This window comes from Mitsuaria sp. CC2, assembly GCF_048957715.1.
In the GTDB taxonomy this organism is placed as follows: Bacteria; Pseudomonadota; Gammaproteobacteria; order Burkholderiales; family Burkholderiaceae_C; genus Roseateles.
Genome location: NZ_JARVXN010000027.1, coordinates 214,206 through 229,722 on the forward strand (window position 1 = coordinate 214,206; position 15,517 = coordinate 229,722).

13 protein-coding genes are annotated in these 15,517 nt (G+C 68.5%); 8 read left to right on the plus strand and 5 right to left on the minus strand.

The genetic code is table 11. From position 1 onward, the window contains the following. Positions 1 to 119 precede the first annotated feature (119 nt). Both PV762_RS18665 and PV762_RS18670 read left to right on the plus strand, forming a co-directional pair. Positions 120 to 1,103: an alpha/beta fold hydrolase gene (locus PV762_RS18665; protein ID WP_421036498.1), complete on the plus strand. Its 984-nt coding sequence runs from the start codon at positions 120 to 122 to the stop codon at positions 1,101 to 1,103. A gap of 179 nt (positions 1,104 to 1,282) precedes the next feature. After that, positions 1,283 to 1,876 (plus strand): GNAT family N-acetyltransferase, encoded by a 594-nt coding sequence (locus tag PV762_RS18670; RefSeq protein ID WP_421036499.1) that lies wholly within the window; start codon positions 1,283 to 1,285, stop codon positions 1,874 to 1,876. A 95-nt stretch (positions 1,877 to 1,971) separates the two neighbouring features. Here the strand turns inward: PV762_RS18670 and PV762_RS18675 are convergent, their stop codons facing one another. Genes PV762_RS18675 through PV762_RS18690 form a run of 4 tightly spaced genes read right to left on the minus strand, consistent with a single transcriptional unit; the run spans position 1,972 to position 5,603 of the window. Then, entirely contained in the window at positions 1,972 to 2,688 is a 717-nt protein-coding gene (locus PV762_RS18675) for an ABC transporter ATP-binding protein (RefSeq protein WP_421036500.1), read from the minus strand. Positions 2,689 to 2,712: 24 nt separating this feature from the next. Next, positions 2,713 to 3,516, minus strand: a complete 804-nt coding sequence (locus PV762_RS18680; RefSeq protein ID WP_421036501.1) for an ABC transporter ATP-binding protein — start codon at positions 3,514 to 3,516, stop codon at positions 2,713 to 2,715. Between the two features lie 22 nt (positions 3,517 to 3,538). After that, the gene (locus tag PV762_RS18685) at positions 3,539 to 4,669 is read right to left on the minus strand and encodes an ABC transporter permease subunit (protein WP_421036502.1); all 1,131 of its coding nucleotides are present in this window, start codon (positions 4,667 to 4,669) and stop codon (positions 3,539 to 3,541) included. A 10-nt stretch (positions 4,670 to 4,679) separates the two neighbouring features. After that, complete coding sequence (locus PV762_RS18690; RefSeq protein WP_421036503.1) at positions 4,680 to 5,603, minus strand: branched-chain amino acid ABC transporter permease; 924 nt, start codon at positions 5,601 to 5,603, stop codon at positions 4,680 to 4,682. Positions 5,604 to 5,886: 283 nt separating this feature from the next. Here PV762_RS18690 and PV762_RS18695 point away from each other — a divergent pair, with 283 nt between their 5' ends. Both PV762_RS18695 and PV762_RS18700 read left to right on the plus strand, forming a co-directional pair. Next, on the plus strand, positions 5,887 to 7,782 hold the full coding sequence (locus PV762_RS18695) for a sensor histidine kinase (RefSeq protein ID WP_421036504.1): 1,896 nt from the start codon (positions 5,887 to 5,889) through the stop codon (positions 7,780 to 7,782). Continuing rightward, a complete protein-coding gene (locus PV762_RS18700) occupies positions 7,775 to 9,115 on the plus strand; it encodes a sigma-54-dependent transcriptional regulator (RefSeq protein ID WP_421036505.1) in 1,341 nt (446 codons plus the stop codon). The genes PV762_RS18695 and PV762_RS18700 overlap by 8 nt, the downstream gene beginning before the upstream one ends. 233 nt (positions 9,116 to 9,348) lie before the next feature. Here the strand turns inward: PV762_RS18700 and PV762_RS18705 are convergent, their stop codons facing one another. Beyond that, complete coding sequence (locus PV762_RS18705) at positions 9,349 to 9,723, minus strand: response regulator (RefSeq protein WP_421036506.1); 375 nt, start codon at positions 9,721 to 9,723, stop codon at positions 9,349 to 9,351. 268 nt (positions 9,724 to 9,991) lie between these two features. Between PV762_RS18705 and PV762_RS18710 the strand changes: the two genes are divergently transcribed. Genes PV762_RS18710 through PV762_RS18725 form a run of 4 tightly spaced genes read left to right on the plus strand, consistent with a single transcriptional unit; the run spans position 9,992 to position 15,495 of the window. Next, positions 9,992 to 10,645: a biliverdin-producing heme oxygenase gene (locus PV762_RS18710; protein WP_421036507.1), complete on the plus strand. Its 654-nt coding sequence runs from the start codon at positions 9,992 to 9,994 to the stop codon at positions 10,643 to 10,645. After that, positions 10,642 to 13,017, plus strand: coding sequence for an ATP-binding protein (locus tag PV762_RS18715; RefSeq protein ID WP_421036508.1), 2,376 nt, complete (start codon positions 10,642 to 10,644; stop codon positions 13,015 to 13,017). Before PV762_RS18710 ends, PV762_RS18715 begins: the two co-directional genes overlap by 4 nt. Before the next feature lie 20 nt (positions 13,018 to 13,037). Next, positions 13,038 to 13,496, plus strand: a complete 459-nt coding sequence (locus PV762_RS18720) for a response regulator (RefSeq protein ID WP_421036509.1) — start codon at positions 13,038 to 13,040, stop codon at positions 13,494 to 13,496. 4 nt (positions 13,497 to 13,500) lie between these two features. Then, a complete protein-coding gene (locus tag PV762_RS18725; RefSeq protein ID WP_421036510.1) occupies positions 13,501 to 15,495 on the plus strand; it encodes a response regulator in 1,995 nt (664 codons plus the stop codon). Positions 15,496 to 15,517: the final 22 nt, after the last annotated feature.

The following is a 15,517-nucleotide window of genomic DNA, read 5'->3' on the forward strand; positions in this document are numbered from 1 at the left end:
CTCTCAACTAATTCGTACACAAACAATTAGCAAGCAACTCGAATCCACGACATCTGCTCACCCACCACCAACCCCACTTTCTCCAACCCATCTTCACCCACCACCCGAAGGAGCCCACCATGAACGCCATCGCCACCCTCGCCCGTCAATCGCGTCGTCAACTGCTGGTCCTCTCGACGCTGGCCGTGGCCGTCGCCGGCGCTGTCGCCACCCCGGCCTTCGCCGCCGATGCCAAGCCCGCGCCAGCGCGCATCGTCAGCGCGCAGCCCTCGGGCTCCTACATCACGACCAAGGACGGCGTGCAGCTGTACTACAAGGACTGGGGACCGAAGAACGGCCAACCCATCGTCTTCAGCCACGGCTGGCCGCTGAACTCCGACAGCTGGGAATCGCAGATGATCTTCCTGGCCGACCAGGGCTACCGCGTCATCGCCCATGACCGCCGCGGTCACGGCCGCTCCAGCCAGCCGTGGGACGGCAACGACATGGACCACTACGCCGACGACCTGGCCACCGTCATCGAGACGCTGAACCTCAAGAACGCCGTGCTGGTCGGCTTCTCCACCGGCGGCGGCGAAGTGGCGCGCTACATCGGCCGCCACGGCACCTCGCGCGTGGCCAAGGCGGTGCTGATCTCCGCCGTGCCCCCCATCATGGTCAAGTCCGACAAGAACCCCGGCGGCCTGCCCATCGAAGCCTTCGACGGCATCCGCAAGGGGCAGCTGGAGAACCGCTCGCAGCTCTACAAGGACATCCCCTCCGGCCCGTTCTACGGCTTCAACCGTCCCGGCGCGAAGGTCTCGCAAGGCCTGATCGACAACTGGTGGTTCCAGGGCATGCAAGGCGGCCACAAGAACACCTATGACTCCATCAAGGCGTTCTCCGAAACCGACTTCACCCAGGACCTGAAGAAGTTCGACAAGCCCACGCTGATCATCCACGGCGACGACGACCAGATCGTGCCGATCGATGCCGCGGGCCGCGCTTCGGCCAAGCTGATCAAGGGCTCGGTGCTGAAGGTCTACCCCGGCGCGCCCCACGGTCTGACCGACACCCACAAGGACCTCGTCAACGCGGATCTGCTGGAATTCATCCGGAAGTAAGCGCGGCAAAACGGGTCGCCTGGCCGCCTACCACGGCAGCCAGGTGGCCCGGACGCAAGACCCGTCCCCCACCTTCGGGGGAAGTCAGACGCGGGGTACCGCTACCCGCTCCGTTTGGTACGCTCGGTGATCTTTCCGATGGCCGGCGCCTCGACGCGCCGGCACGTGGACTCCCGCCGATGCCGATTCCTCTCCCGCCTTCCTTGTCGCTGCCTCACGTCCGTGTATTCGAACTCCAGGCCAGCGATGAGGACCTGCTCCAACGGTTCTACGAACGGAATCCCCTGTACTTCGAGCAGGTGACCGGCGCCGCGCCCCGGCCCGACGAGGCCCGCGAGGAGATACGCGACCTGCCGCCCGAAGGCTGGAGCTTCAGTGCCAAACGGTTGCTGGGCTACGCCGACGACTCCGGCGAGCTGGTGGCGATGGCCTCGCTGGTCTCCGACCTGATGGCGCCGCGGGTCTGGCTGGTCGGACTGTTCATCGTGGCAACGTCGCTGCACGGCTCCACGGCCGCGCGGGAGATCTATGCGGAACTGGAAGGCTGGATGCAACGCAATGGCGCGTTGTGGGTCCGTCTGGGCGTCGTCGTCGGGAACCCGCGCGCGGAGCGCTTCTGGGAACGCCAGGGCTTCACCGAGGTGCGCCGTCGCGACGGCCTCACGATGGGCCAGCGCGTCAACGAACTGCGCGTGATGGTCAAGCCGCTGGACGGCGGCCGGATCGCCGACTACCTGGAGATGGTTCCTCGCGACCGCCCCGGCGAACCCTGACGGGCCGAGGTCGCCGTCGCCGGAAAGCACGAAGGGCCCTCGCGGGCCCCTCGTCATGGTGCGGCGGAAGTCCCGCCCGGGCATCGTTCCCCCGCTTATTCGCCGAGGTAGGCCGCGCGCACCTTCGGGTCGTTCAGGAGCGTCCTGCCGTCGCCCTTCATGGTGATCGCGCCCGACTCCATCACGTAGCCGCGGTTGGCCAGTTCCAGCGCCCGGCTGGCGTTCTGCTCGACCAGCAGCACCGTCACGCCCTGCTGGTGGATGTCGTTCACGACCTCGAAGATCTTGTCGACCATGATCGGCGACAGGCCCATCGACGGCTCGTCCAGCAGCAGCAGCTTGGGCTTGGCCATCAGCGCGCGGCCCATGGCCAGCATCTGCTGCTCGCCGCCGGACATCGTGCCGGCGAGCTGGTTGCGCCGTTCCTTGAGCCGCGGGAACAGCGCGAAGACCTTCTCGATGTCGGCCTCGATCTCCTTGTCCTTGCGGATGAACGCGCCCATCTGCAGGTTCTCGGTGATCGTCATGCGGGTAAAGGTGCCGCGGCCTTCGGGCACCATCACCAGGCCCTGCTTGGCCAGGTCCCAGGCGCCCTGGCCCTTGATCGAGCGGCCCATGAACTTCACATCACCGACGCCCAGCGGCTGCAGCCCGGTGATCGCCTTCAGCGTGGTGGTCTTGCCCGCGCCGTTGGCGCCGATCAGCGAGACGAGCTCGCCCTGGCGCACGTCGAAGTCCACGCCCTTGACCGCCTGGATCCCGCCGTACGCGACCGCGAGGCCCTCGACCTGGAGGAGGATGTTGTCTGCCATCTTTTCGATTTCCATGGGTCGGGATCAGGGGGCCGCAGGCGCCGAGTGGGTCACGGCTTCCGCCGCGTGGGCGCCAAGGTACGCCTCGATCACCTTGGGGTTGCGCTGCACTTCCGCCGGGGTGCCTGACGCGATCAGCTTGCCGTAGTCCAGCACCGACACGTGGTCGCACAGGCCCATGACCAGCTTCACGTCGTGCTCGATCAGCAGGATCGTGCGGCCGTCGTTGCGGATGCGGTCGATCAGCTCGCGCAGCACGACCTTCTCGGTCGCGTTCATGCCGGCGGCGGGCTCGTCCAGCGCGATCAGCTTGGGATCGGTGGCCAGCGCGCGCGCGATCTCCAGCCGGCGCTGGTCGCCGTAGGACAGCGTGCGCGCCTTGAAGTCGGCATGCCGGCCGATGCCGACGTAGTCCAGCAGCTCGCGGGCGCGGGCGGTGATCTCGGCCTCTTCCTTCTTGAAGCCCGGCGTGCGCAGCACCGCGCCGATCAGGCCCGAATGCGTGCGCACGTGGCGGCCGACCATCACGTTCTCCAGCGCGGTCATGTCGGCGAACAGCCGGATGTTCTGGAAGGTCCGCGCGATGCCGGTCTTGGCGACCTGGTGCACCGCCTGCGGCTTGTAGGCCTGGCCGCCCAGCTCGAAGCTGCCGCCGTCCGGCACGTACAGCCCGGTGATCACGTTGAAGAAGGTCGTCTTGCCGGCGCCGTTGGGACCGATCAGGCCGTAGACCTGCCCCTTCTTGATCTCGATGCCCACATCCGACAGCGCCTGCAGGCCGCCGAAGCGCTTGGAGGCGCCGGCCACTTTCAGTACGGTTTCAGTCATTGGTTCTTGCTCCTGGCGCGGCTCAGGCATTGATGGCGTTGCCGGCATTGGCAGGCGGCTGCGCGCCGGGCGGCAGGGGCCGGGACTTGCCATGCTCGGGCGAGGGCCACAGGCCGCGCGGACGCATCAGCATGATCACGATCATGGCCAGCGCCACCAGCAGCTGACGCAGGATGGACGCATCCAGGCGGCCGTCGGTCATCTGCTGCAGCGGGCCCGCGACGTAGCGCAGCACTTCCGGCAGCGCGGCCAGCAGCAGCGCGCCCAGGATCACGCCGGGGATGTGGCCGATGCCGCCCAGCACCACCATGGCGACGATCATGATCGACTCCTGCAGGCTGAACGATTCCGGCGAGACGAAGCCTTGGAACGCGCCGAACATCGAGCCCGCCACGCCGCCGAAGGTGGCGCCCATGCCGAAGGCCAGCAGCTTCATGTTGCGGGTGTTGATGCCCATGGCCTTGGCGGCGATCTCGTCCTCGCGGATGGCCATCCAGGCGCGGCCGATGCGGGAGTTCTCGAGGCGGTAGCAGATCAGCACCGAGCCGACCACCAGCGCCAGGAAGAGGTAGTAGTACATCGCCACCGAGTTGAAGGCCAGCCCGAAGAACTCGTGGTTCTGGTTGAACTCGAAGCCGAGGAAATGCACCCCGTCGATCTGGCCGATGCCGCGCGGACCGTTGGTGATGTTGAGCGGATATTCCATGTTGTTCAGGAACACCCGGATGATCTCGCCGAAGCCCAGCGTCACGATGGCCAGGTAGTCGCCGCGCAGCTTCAGCGTCGGCGCGCCCAGCAGCACGCCGAACACGCCGGCCAGCAGCGCCGCCAACGCGATGGCCAGCAGCAGCGGCAGGTGCAGCCCGTTGGGGAAGGCGGCGGCGATGTGCTCGAAGTTCTCCGACAGGTGCGGACTGTTGAGCATCGCGAAGAGATACGCGCCCACCGCATAGAACGCGACGTAACCCAGGTCGAGCAGGCCGGCGTAGCCAACGACGATGTTCAGGCCCAGGGCCAGCAGCACATACAGCAGCGCCAGGTCGATGATGCGGACCGGGCCGTTGCCGAATTGCTGCGCAAACAGCGGCAGCACCAGCAGCAGCGCGCCGGCGATCAGGAAGGTGATCAGCTTGGAGGATTTGGTCTGGAACATGGACGGCTCCTCAGGCGCGGTCGGCAACGCGTTCGCCCAGCAGGCCCGACGGCCGCAGGGTCAGCACCAGGATCAGCGCGATGAAGGCGAAGATGTCGGAGTAATGGCTGCCCAGCACGCCGCCGGTCCAGTCGCCGAGGTAGCCGGCGCCGATGGCCTCGATCAGGCCCAGCAGCACCCCGCCGACCATCGCGCCGGCCAGGTTGCCGATGCCGCCCACCACCGCGGCGGTGAAGGCCTTCAGGCCCGGCAGCACGCCCATGGTGTGCTGGGCGGTGCCGTAGTTGGCGGCCCACATCAGGCCGGCCACCGCGGCCAGCGCGGCGCCGATGATGAAGGTCAGCGAGATCACCGCATCGGGCTTCACGCCCATCAGCGATGCGACGCGCGGGTTCTCGGCCGTGGCGCGCATCGCGCGGCCCATCTTGGTGTGGTTCACCAGGAACAGCAGGCCGCCCAGGATCACCACCGTGCTCACCAGGATCACGATCTGCGTCACCGTGATCACGGCGCCGCCGAGGTGGATCGGGTCAGCCGGCAGCAGTTGCGGGAAGGGCTTGGGATTCGGCTTCCAGATGATCATGGCCAGCGTCTGCAGCAGCAGCGACATGCCCATCGCGGTGATCAGCGGCGCCAGTCTGGGCGCGCTGCGCAGCGGCCGGTAGGCGATCTTCTCGATCGCGTAGTTCAGCAGCGTGCAGACCACGATGGCGCAGACCAGCGCGGCCAGCATCAGCACCCAGCCGGGCAGGCCCAGCGACGCCAGCGCCGTGACCACGGTCCAGCTGACGAGCGCCCCCACCATCAGCACGTCGCCGTGCGCGAAGTTGATGAGGTTGATGATGCCGTAGACCATCGTGTAGCCCAGTGCGACGAGGGCATACATGCTCCCCAGCACCAGGCCGTTGATGATCTGCTGAAAAAGTATCTCCATAAGGCCCCAGCATGTAGTTGGACGCGGCTCGCACCGCGTGACGGCGCTTCGGGGTGCAACCCCCGTGCCAAGCGCCGCGTTTCAAGGGTATTCACCGACAAGGCGACATCGGTGCGCGCCAGTCGACGTTGTGTTCCCAGTCTCGGCGACGCAACAAGGTGCGGAAATCCGCACAAACCGCCTAGCCAGCCGGGCGATTCCTCGCCAGTCACAAAAAAGCCGTCGCGCCGGGTGCAAGGCGTGCGCCAAGTTGGGCACACTGGGCGTCGACTTTTCGACGTCCATGCCCTCGGTCGCTTCCTCCTCCTTCGCCCCGACATCGGTCCGCCAGCGGCTGGCGCATTTCCTCGGCCGGCCGACCTTCTACCTGTACCTCACCGGCGTGCTGATGCTGCTGGGCCTGCTGCTGGGCCACCGCCTCAGCGAACGCGCGAGCCTGGACCAGTTGAGCGCGCTGGCGACCGAGCGGCTGGAGCTCTACGCCTCCAACCTGCAGACCGAACTCGGCCGCCACGCCTACCTGCCCAGCCTGCTGGCCATCGACGGCGAAGTGACGCGGCTGATCGAGCATCCCGACGACGAGGCCCAGCGCAAGGCCGCCAGCCTGCTGCTGGCGCGAGTCAACGTGCGGGCGGGGACGACGCAGATCTTCGTCGCCGATCCGGAAGGCCGCGTGCTCGCCGCCAGCGAGCCGCTGACGCCACCGCTGCGCCTGCAGCAGGCGATCGAGCAGGACCGCCACCACTTCTTCGCCTCCGACGCCGGCCAGGCGGGGCTGAGCGGCTCGACCAATTTCTTCCTGCTGCACCCGCTGCGGCGCAACCAGCAGCTGCAGGGCGTGATCGTCGTGAAGCTCAACCTGGCGCCGCTGGAGTCGACCTGGGTGGACCTGGGCCTGCGCTCGCAGGGGGAGCGCATCCTGGTCTCGGACGACCAGGGCGTGGTGATCATGAGCTCGGTCGAGGACTGGCGCTACGCGGTGCTGAACCGTGCCGACGCCTCCGAGCGCGACCGGCTGCAGGCCAGCGCGCGTTACCCGCGGATCGGGCCGGACCTGGGCCTGCCGGGCGCGCTGGAGGCCTACAACAGCCTGCTGGTGCGGGCGCCCGCACCGGCCAGCGCGACGCTGCTGGCGCAGGAGCGGCAACTGCTGCCGCTGGGCGTGCGCCTGCTCGCCCTGTCCGACCTGTCGGAAGTGCGGCGACAGGCACGGCTGGCCGCGTGGAGCGGCGCGGCCTTCGGCGCGGCGATCGGGATGCTGCTGCTCTACCTCGCGTCGCGTCGGCGCGCGCTGCGGCAGCTCTTCCACGCGAAGACCGAATTGCAGAACGCGCATGCACAACTGGAGCTCATCGTCGACGAACGCACGGCGGAACTCCGCCAGACCAACGAAGAACTGCTGGACCAGATCGCGCAGCGCCGCCAGGCCGAGGGCGAACTGCTGCAGACCAGCAAACTGGCGGTGCTGGGGCAGATGTCGGCGGGCCTGTCGCATGAAGTCAACCAGCCGCTGACGGCGCTGCGTGCGCTGGCACGGAATTCGCAGAGGCTGCTGGAGGCCGGCCGCACCCAAGCGGTCGCGGACAACCTGCAGACGATGGACGACATGGTCGAGCGGATGGGTCAGATCACGCGCCAGCTCAAGAGCTTCGCCCGCAAGGCGGAGCCCTCGCGCACGGCGGTATCGCTGCTGGCGAGCGTGAACAACGCGCGACTGCTGCTGGAGCACCGCACGCGTCAGCTGGACCTGCCCGTGGAGGTCGACGTGCCGCCGGGACTGCGGGTGAGCGCCGAATCGAACCGGTTGGAGCAGGTGCTGGTGAACCTGCTGGCCAACGGCATCGATGCGATCGCGTCGGAGCCCGCGCACCATGCGTCGGAAGGCCACGAACGCCGGTTGCGCGTCGCGGCCGTGCCGGCGGAGGACGGCCGGCGCGTGCGGGTCCAGGTGCTGGACACCGGACCGGGGCTCAGCGAATCGCTGCTGCCGCGGCTGTTCGAGCCGTTCTTCACCACCAAGCCGGCCGGCGAAGGGCTCGGGCTGGGGCTGGTGATCTCATCAAAAATCGTCCACGAGTTCGGCGGCGCGCTGCGGGCGCAACGTCTGGACCATGGCATGTGTTTCGAGTTCGACCTCGAGGTCGACACCTGGCAGGCCGAGGAGGGGCAGTATGTTTGAGGGCTACAAGGTGGTGTTCGTCGAGGACGACCTGCCGGTGCGGGTCAGCCTGACCCAGACCTTGGAACTCGAAGGCCTGGCGGTGGTGCCGTGCCGTTCGGCCGAGGAGGCGCTGCCGCACGTGCAGCCCGGCGCGCAGGTCATCGTCATCACGGACGTCCGGCTGCCCGGCATGGACGGCCGCGCGCTGCTGGCGCATGTGCAGGCGACCGATCCGCAGATCCCGGTGATCCTGATCACCGCGCATGGCGACGTGAACATGGCCGTGCAGGCGATGCGCAACGGCGCCTACGATTTCATCGAGAAGCCCTTCGCCCCGGAGCGGCTGCTGGACACGGCGCGCCGCGCGCTGGACCTGCGCCTGATCCGCCATTCGGCCGACGAACTGCGCGCGCAACTGTCCGCGGCCAGCGGCATCGAGGCGGCGCTGCTGGGCAAGTCGGCGGCGATGCAGCAGCTTCGGCGTCAGGTGCTCAACCTGGCCTCGACCTCGGCGGATGTGATGATCCTGGGCGAGACGGGCACCGGCAAGGAGCTGGTGGCGCGCTGCCTGCACGACCAGAGCCCACGCCGCGATCGCAACTTCGTCGCGATCAACTGCGGCGGACTGCCGGAAGCGCTGTTCGAGAGCGAACTCTTCGGCCATGAGTCCGGCGCGTTCACGTCGGCGGGCAAGCGCCGCATCGGGAAGATCGAACACGCCAACGGCGGGACGCTGCTGCTCGACGAGATCGAGACCATGCCGGTGGCGCTGCAGATCAAGCTGCTGCGCGTGCTGCAGGAACGTCGCGTGGAGCGCCTCGGCTCCAACGAGGAACAGGTCATCAACGTCCGTTTCATCGCGGCCAGCAAGGCCGACCTGAAGGAGATGGGCGAGCGCGGACAGTTCCGCAGCGACCTGTACTACCGGCTCAACATCGCCACGCTGGTGCTGCCACCGCTGCGCGAACGGCGCGAAGACATCCCCCTGCTGTTCGAACACTTCGTCGCGCAGGCCTGCAAGCGCTACGAGCGCGAGGCGCCGGAACTGACGCCCGACAAGCTGCGCGAACTGATGGCCCACGACTGGCCGGGCAACGTGCGCGAGATCCGCAACGCCGCCGACCGCTTCGTGCTGGCGCTGGACGACCTCGACTCGTCGGCCGCGATCCAGGCCGTCCCCAACCTGGCGCTGGCGCGCCAGATGGAAATGGTGGAGAAGGCGCTCATCGAGCAGGCGCTGCGCCGCTCTGGCGGCAAGGTGCCGGCAGCGATGGAGCTGCTCGGAACACCGCGCAAGACGCTCTACGACAAGCTGCACCGCCACGCGATCCAGCTCGACGATTTCCGCTGAATCTCGACCGAACTCGCCGCTCCTCTTAGTCCCTCTCCCGCTTGCGGGAGGGGCAGGGGTGAGGGCCAGCTGAGGTGGAAGTACGGCGACCCTCTTCCCTTCGACGTCTCTGGGTCCGTATGGGAGAAAGATTTTCCCGGCTCCGCCGCGAAAACCCTTCCCCCATACACCGACGCAGCACCGCACTGATGCGGCCGCGCACCGAGGCGTTCGGGAGAAGTTCTTTGCGGCCCTCAGGCCGCCTGGCGCGATCCCTGTGACGCGCGATCGAGCACTTCCTTCAGCTGATCGATCGTCGCCGGCTTGACCAGGTAGGCGCTCGCGCCCCGACGGATCGCCTCGGCAGCATCACCCGGATCCGACGTGCCCGTCAGCATCACGACCGTCATCGGCCCCTGCAGCAAGGCCTCAACCAGGAAATCCATGCCCTGCCCGTCCGGCAACGCACGGTCCAGGATCAGCACATCCGGCCGGTGCTCCGCGATGCGCTGACGCGCTTCGCGCAAGCTCGCCGCAGTCGCGGCGGTGTAGCCCTCCAATTCCAGGAGGATGCCCAGCGTTTCGCTGGACTCGAGGTTGTCGTCGACGATGACGGCGTGGGGAGACATGGCAAACCCTGCGGCAAGAGATCCACTGAGGAAAAGTCCGACGCGCGCGGCAAGCGCGGTTCGCGACGGACGTGCGATTAGGCGAATCGGAGAGCGTCGGCAAACGGCGTGCCTCCCCCACCCGCTTCCCTCTGAAGGAGGGCACGACATTCTTGCCGGTTTGCGCAACAGGCGTCGGCCCCCGCGTCCGTAGGGGCGGGACGGATGTTTGCCCTGCGCCTTTCTGACCATAATCCGCGCGGCGCATCCGCCTTGCCTCCTGAGCCTCATGACGACGACCGCCGCCAAGATCGAGACCGACCTGCTCCCCCGCCTGCGCCGCAGCACCGGGCCGCTGCACGACGACATCGAGGCGCTGCTCCACCTGGAGGCGCCGATGCCGCTGAGGCGCTACGGCCGCATCCTGCGCGGCTTCCATGAATTCCTCCAACTCTGGGAACCGCGCGTGCGCCAGGCCTTGCCGGAGCGCCTGCATCCCTGGTTCGACGCCCGGGTGCGCTCGCCCTTCGCGGCGCGCGACCTGACGGCGCTGGCCCTGCCCGAGGACGGGACGCACCAGACGATGCACGCCTCTGCCCTCGCAGCGCAGCAAGGGCTGCGGCTGGACTCGCCGGCGGCGGCGATCGGATCGCTCTACGTGATCGAGGGCTCCGCCCTCGGCGGCCAGGTGCTGACGCCGAAGCTCCTGGCCGCGCACGGCCTCACCCCCGAGCACGGCACGGCCTACTTCCACGGCTTCGGCGCCCGGACCGGCGCGATGTGGCGGGAATTCCGCGAGCTCGCCCAGGCCGAGGCCGGCACCGGGGAAAGCGAACGCTCGGCCGCTTGCGACGCGGCCGTGGCGACCTTCCGCGCGCTGATCGCGACCTTCGGCCCCATCGACGCGCCGACCGTCGCCGCGTCACCGCCGAGGTCCGCATGAACACCGGTGCGCTGGCGACCATGCCGACGGATCTGCAGATCGCACAATGCGCGAGCGAGCCGATCCGCGTGCCCGGCGCGATCCAGCCGCACGGCTGGCTCGCCGTGGTGGACTGGCGTAGCGGCGGCCTGGTGGCGTTCAGCGAAAACTGGGCGACCTTGCTGCCGTCCGCGCCGGACGCGCTGGCCGCGCGCATCGAAGGGGCACTGGACGCAGTCAGCGGTCAGCGCCCGGCACTGGTCGACGGTGAAGGTCCCATCTCCTGCGGCACGCTGGCCCTCGGCGAGCAGCGCCTGCATGTGTCGGGCCACCGCATCGGCGGCCTGGCGTATCTGGAACTCGAAGCCGACATCGCGGACGCCGGCAATCGCGCGCCGATCTACAGCCTGGCGCGCCACCTCGTGCCGATGATGCAGCGCACGTCCGCGGTGACGGAACTGTGCCGCGTGGTGGTCGCGGAGATGAAGCGGCTGACCGGTTTCGGCCGCTGCCTGGCCTACCGCTTCGACGCGGACGGCCACGGCGAGGTGCTCGCCGAAGCGATCGACGCAGGCTACGACGCCTACGCCGGCCACCATTTCCCGGGCTCGGACATCCCGCCGCAGGCGCGCGAGCTCTACCGCATCAACCACATCCGGCTGATCGCCGACGCGAATTACGAGCCGGTGCGGGTGCGCTTCGTCGACGGGCGCGACGGCACGGCGCTGGACCTGTCGCAGGCGGCGCTGCGCAGCGTGTCGCCGGTGCACCTCGAGTACATGCGCAACATGCGGACGCTGGCGTCGATGTCGGTGTCCATCATCGTGGGCGGGAAGCTGTGGGGGCTGGTGTCCTGCCACGACCACGATCCGAGGCAACTGTCCTGGCAGACGCGCATGGCCTGCGAGCATCTGGGGCAGCTGCTGTCGCTGCAGATCGAGGCCAAGGAAGAGAACGAGCAGGTCACCGAGCAGCTGCGGCTGCGGCAGTTGACGCTGGCCATCGTGTCGCACCTGTCCGACAGCGACGCCACGCTCCAGCGCCTCATCGAAGAGCCCGGTCCGCTGCTGCGCCTGGCGCGCGCGACGGGCGCGGCGGTGATCCTCAACGACAGCTGCTGGGCCGTCGGGGAAACGCCGGACCACGCGACGCTGCTGGCGCTCGGCCAGTGGCTGGGCAACCGCATCGACGAGGTCTGGCACAGCGACCGGCTGCCGGTGGAGGCCTCGTCGCTGGGTGAGTTGATGGACACCTCCGCGGCGCAGGCGCTGGGACCGACGGCGGGACTGCTGGCGATCTCGATCTCCAAGCTGCACCGCCACCACATCGTCTGGTTCCGGCCCGAGATCGTGCAGACCATCGTCTGGGCCGGCGATCCGCGCAAGGAATCGGCCACGGGCCAGGACTCGCGCCTGCATCCGCGCCGCAGTTTCGCGAGCTGGAAGCAGCAGGTCGGCGGCCGGTCCCTGCCCTGGACGCAGGGCGAGGTCCACGCCGTGCAGGAACTGCGACAGGCCCTGATCGGCATCGTGCTGCGCCGCGCCGAGGAGATGGCCGAAGTCGCCATGGAGCTCGGCCGCGTCAACAAGGAGCTGGAAGCCTTCTCCTACACCGTGTCGCACGACCTGCGCGCGCCGATGCGCCACATCGCGGGCTTCGTCGACCTGGTGCTGGAGATGGAAGGCGGCGCGCTGTCCGAGCGCTCGCGCCGCTACCTCGCCCACGTGAAGGAGGCCTCCGCGCACGCCGGCCAACTGGTGGACGCGCTGCTGGACTTCTCGCGGATGGGACGCTCGGCGATCAAGCACGGCTCGATCAACACCGAGCACCTGATCGACGACCTGATCGCGGAACAGAACACGCTGAACAAGGACCGCCGCATCGAGTGGACCGTCCAGCGCCCGCTGCCTCGCCTGTGGGGCGATCCGGTGCTGCTGCAGGTCGCCATCCGCAACCTGGTCTCCAACGCCGTCAAGTACACGCGACCGCGCGATCCCGCGCGCATCGAGATCGCCGGCATCGAGACCGGGGAAGGCATCGGCCTGAGCATCTCGGACAACGGCGTCGGTTTCCAGATGAAGTACGTGAACAAGCTGTTCGGCGTGTTCCAGCGCTTGCATCAGACCGAGGCCTTCGAGGGCACCGGCATCGGCCTGGCGAGCGTGCGTCGCATCGTCGAGCGGCACGGCGGCCAGGTCGAAGCGCTGGGCGAGGCCGACCGCGGTGCGTGCTTCCGCTTCACGCTGCCGACCCGCACCATGCAAGAGGCGTTGTCCGCCGCCTCCGACCGATCGTCCGATAATGGCCCCGCCTCCTCCGACGCCCTCCCCCCTGCCGGATCCACCGCGAGCGTTTCCGGACGGCCGGCGCCGACCGACACCTCTCTTTTCTGACCTGCAAGATCCAGAACGCCATGCTCAAGCCCATCCTGCTTGTTGAAGACGACGCCCGCGACCTCGAACTGACGCTGGTGGCGCTGGAACGCAGCCAGCTCGCCAACGAAGTGATCATCGTGCGCGACGGCGCCGAAGCGCTGGACTACCTGAACCGCGAAGGCGTCCACGCGGACCGCGCCGAGGGCAACCCGGCGGTGGTGCTGCTGGACCTGAAGCTGCCGAAAGTGAACGGCCTGGAAGTCCTGAAGGCCATCCGGTCCACGGCGTCGCTGAAGAGCGTTCCGGTGGTGATGCTGACCTCGTCGCAGACCGAGTCGGACGTGGTCCACAGCTACGAACTGGGCGTGAACGCGTATGTCGTGAAACCGGTGGAGTTCAAGCAATTCGTCGCGGCGATCGCGGACCTGGGCGTGTTCTGGGCCGTGCTCAATGAGCCGCCGCCGGGATCGCTGCGCGCCACGCGCCGCTACGAATGAGCTCATGACCGATTCGTCGACGCCGCCTATCGACGCGGGTGCACCGCCGCTGGAGATCCTGCTGCTGGAGGATTCCACTTTCGACGCGGAACTGCTGCTCGCGTCGCTGGAGACGACGCATCCGCGCGCGCGGGTGACCTGGGTGAAGGACGAGCCGCAACTGCTCGGCGCGCTCGAAACGCAGCGCTTCGACCTGATCCTGTCGGACTACCAGTTGCCCGGCTTCACCGGCGCGGAAGCGCTGACGTTGGCGCAGCGGCTGTCGCCGAGCACGCCGTTCATCTTCGTGTCGGGCGTGATCGGCGAGGAAAACACGGTGGAGCTGCTCAAGCGCGGCGCCACCGACTACGTGATGAAGGGCCGGCTGACGCGGCTGCCGGTCGCGATCGACCGCGCGCTGCGCGAGGTGCGGCAGCGCGAGGCGCAGATCCAGGTCGAGGCACAGTTGCGCGAGGCCGACGCGTTGTACGCGCGCGTGGTCGATTCGCTGCAGGACCACGCGGTGATCCTGCTGGACACCGAGGGTCGCATCCGGGACTGGAACCGCGCGGCCGAGACGATCTTCGGCCATGCGCTGGGCGCCGTGCGCGGCATGTCGGCGGAGATCCTGCTGACGCCGGAGGACCGGGCGGCGGGCGTGCTGGAGAACGAACTGGCGCTGGCGCTGACGCAGGGCGCGGCGCGGGACGACCGCTGGCTGATGCGCCAGGACGGCACGCGGCTGCGCGCGGAAGGCGTGGTGACGCCGCTGTTCAGCGCGTCGGGCGTCACGACGGGTTTCTCCAAGATCATCAAGGACTCGACGCCGGCCTACGAGGCGCAGCAGGCGCTGCGCCAGGGCAAGGAAGAGGCGGAGCGCGCCAACGAGCTCAAGGACCAGTTCCTCGCGGTGCTGTCGCACGAGCTGCGTTCGCCGCTGAGCGCGATCACGGGCTGGGCGGACATCCTGACCAACTTCGCGGACGCGCATCCGCTGCTGGGCAAGGCGTCGACGGTGATCCGTCGCAATGCGCAGCTGCAGGCGCGGATGATCAACGACCTGCTCGACATGAGCGCGGTCGCGGCCGGCAAGCTGGTGCTGCAGACGATGCCGATGGACCTGGCGGCGCTGGCCTCGGAATCGGTACTGGGCGCGCTGCACGAGGCGCAGGGCAAGGGCGTCGCGTTGAACTGCCATGCCGCGGGCGTGGTGTGGATCGCGGGCGATGCGCAGCGCCTGTCGCAGGTGCTGACGAACCTGATCGGCAACGCCATCAAGTTCACCGAAAGCGGCGGCAGCGTCGACGTGCACGTCGGGATCGAAGACGGCTGCGCGCTGCTGCGCGTGCGGGACACGGGGCGCGGCATCTCACCGGAGTTCCTGCCCTTCGTCTTCGACCGGCTGCGGCAGGAGGACGGCTCGAAGACGCGCAAGGTCGGCGGTCTCGGCCTGGGCCTGGCGATCGCGCGCGCGATCGCGCAGCTGCACCAGGGCCGCATCAGCGCCGACAGCCCGGGACCGGGCGGCGGCTCGGTGTTCGAGCTGCGCCTGCCGTTGCTGAAGGACCAGGCGCTGGAGCCGCCGCCGTGCGTCGAGCCGGTCGACTTGTCGGAGGACACCTTGTCGGGCGTGCGGGTGCTGCTCGTCGACGATGAGGAGGACGCGCGCGAAGTCGGTCAGGTGGCGCTGAGCCGCCTGGGCGCGAAGGTCAGCGTGGCGACGAGCGCGGCGGAGGTATTGTCGCGGCTCGAGGAGGGCGAGGAACACTACGACCTGCTGGTGTCCGACATCGGGATGCCGGAGATGGACGGGCGCTCGCTGATCCGCGCGGTGCGCAAGCTGCCGGGAGGCAGCCCCGAACAGCTGCCGGCGGTGGCGCTGACGGCGTTCGCGATGGTCGCGGATCGGCAGGAAGGCCTCTCTGCGGGCTTCCAAGGCTACGTCGCGAAGCCGATCGAATTGGCGGCGCTCACGCGCGCGATCCAGGTGGCGTTGGGGCGCAAGGCTGGCGGGGATTGAGGGTCGGCGCGACGGACAGTTC

Excerpts from the sequence above, each read along its gene's own strand:
- PV762_RS18665 (WP_421036498.1), top strand. The coding sequence starts at position 120 with ATGAACGCCATCGCCACCCTCGCCCGTCAATCGCGTCGTCAACTGCTG.
- PV762_RS18670 (WP_421036499.1), top strand. The coding sequence starts at position 1,283 with ATGCCGATTCCTCTCCCGCCTTCCTTGTCGCTGCCTCACGTCCGTGTA.
- PV762_RS18675 (WP_421036500.1), bottom strand. The coding sequence starts at position 2,688 with ATGGCAGACAACATCCTCCTCCAGGTCGAGGGCCTCGCGGTCGCGTAC.
- PV762_RS18680 (WP_421036501.1), bottom strand. The coding sequence starts at position 3,516 with ATGACTGAAACCGTACTGAAAGTGGCCGGCGCCTCCAAGCGCTTCGGC.
- PV762_RS18685 (WP_421036502.1), bottom strand. The coding sequence starts at position 4,669 with ATGTTCCAGACCAAATCCTCCAAGCTGATCACCTTCCTGATCGCCGGC.
- PV762_RS18690 (WP_421036503.1), bottom strand. The coding sequence starts at position 5,603 with ATGGAGATACTTTTTCAGCAGATCATCAACGGCCTGGTGCTGGGGAGC.
- PV762_RS18695 (WP_421036504.1), top strand. The coding sequence starts at position 5,887 with ATGCCCTCGGTCGCTTCCTCCTCCTTCGCCCCGACATCGGTCCGCCAG.
- PV762_RS18700 (WP_421036505.1), top strand. The coding sequence starts at position 7,775 with ATGTTTGAGGGCTACAAGGTGGTGTTCGTCGAGGACGACCTGCCGGTG.
- PV762_RS18705 (WP_421036506.1), bottom strand. The coding sequence starts at position 9,723 with ATGTCTCCCCACGCCGTCATCGTCGACGACAACCTCGAGTCCAGCGAA.
- PV762_RS18710 (WP_421036507.1), top strand. The coding sequence starts at position 9,992 with ATGACGACGACCGCCGCCAAGATCGAGACCGACCTGCTCCCCCGCCTG.
- PV762_RS18715 (WP_421036508.1), top strand. The coding sequence starts at position 10,642 with ATGAACACCGGTGCGCTGGCGACCATGCCGACGGATCTGCAGATCGCA.
- PV762_RS18720 (WP_421036509.1), top strand. The coding sequence starts at position 13,038 with ATGCTCAAGCCCATCCTGCTTGTTGAAGACGACGCCCGCGACCTCGAA.
- PV762_RS18725 (WP_421036510.1), top strand. The coding sequence starts at position 13,501 with ATGACCGATTCGTCGACGCCGCCTATCGACGCGGGTGCACCGCCGCTG.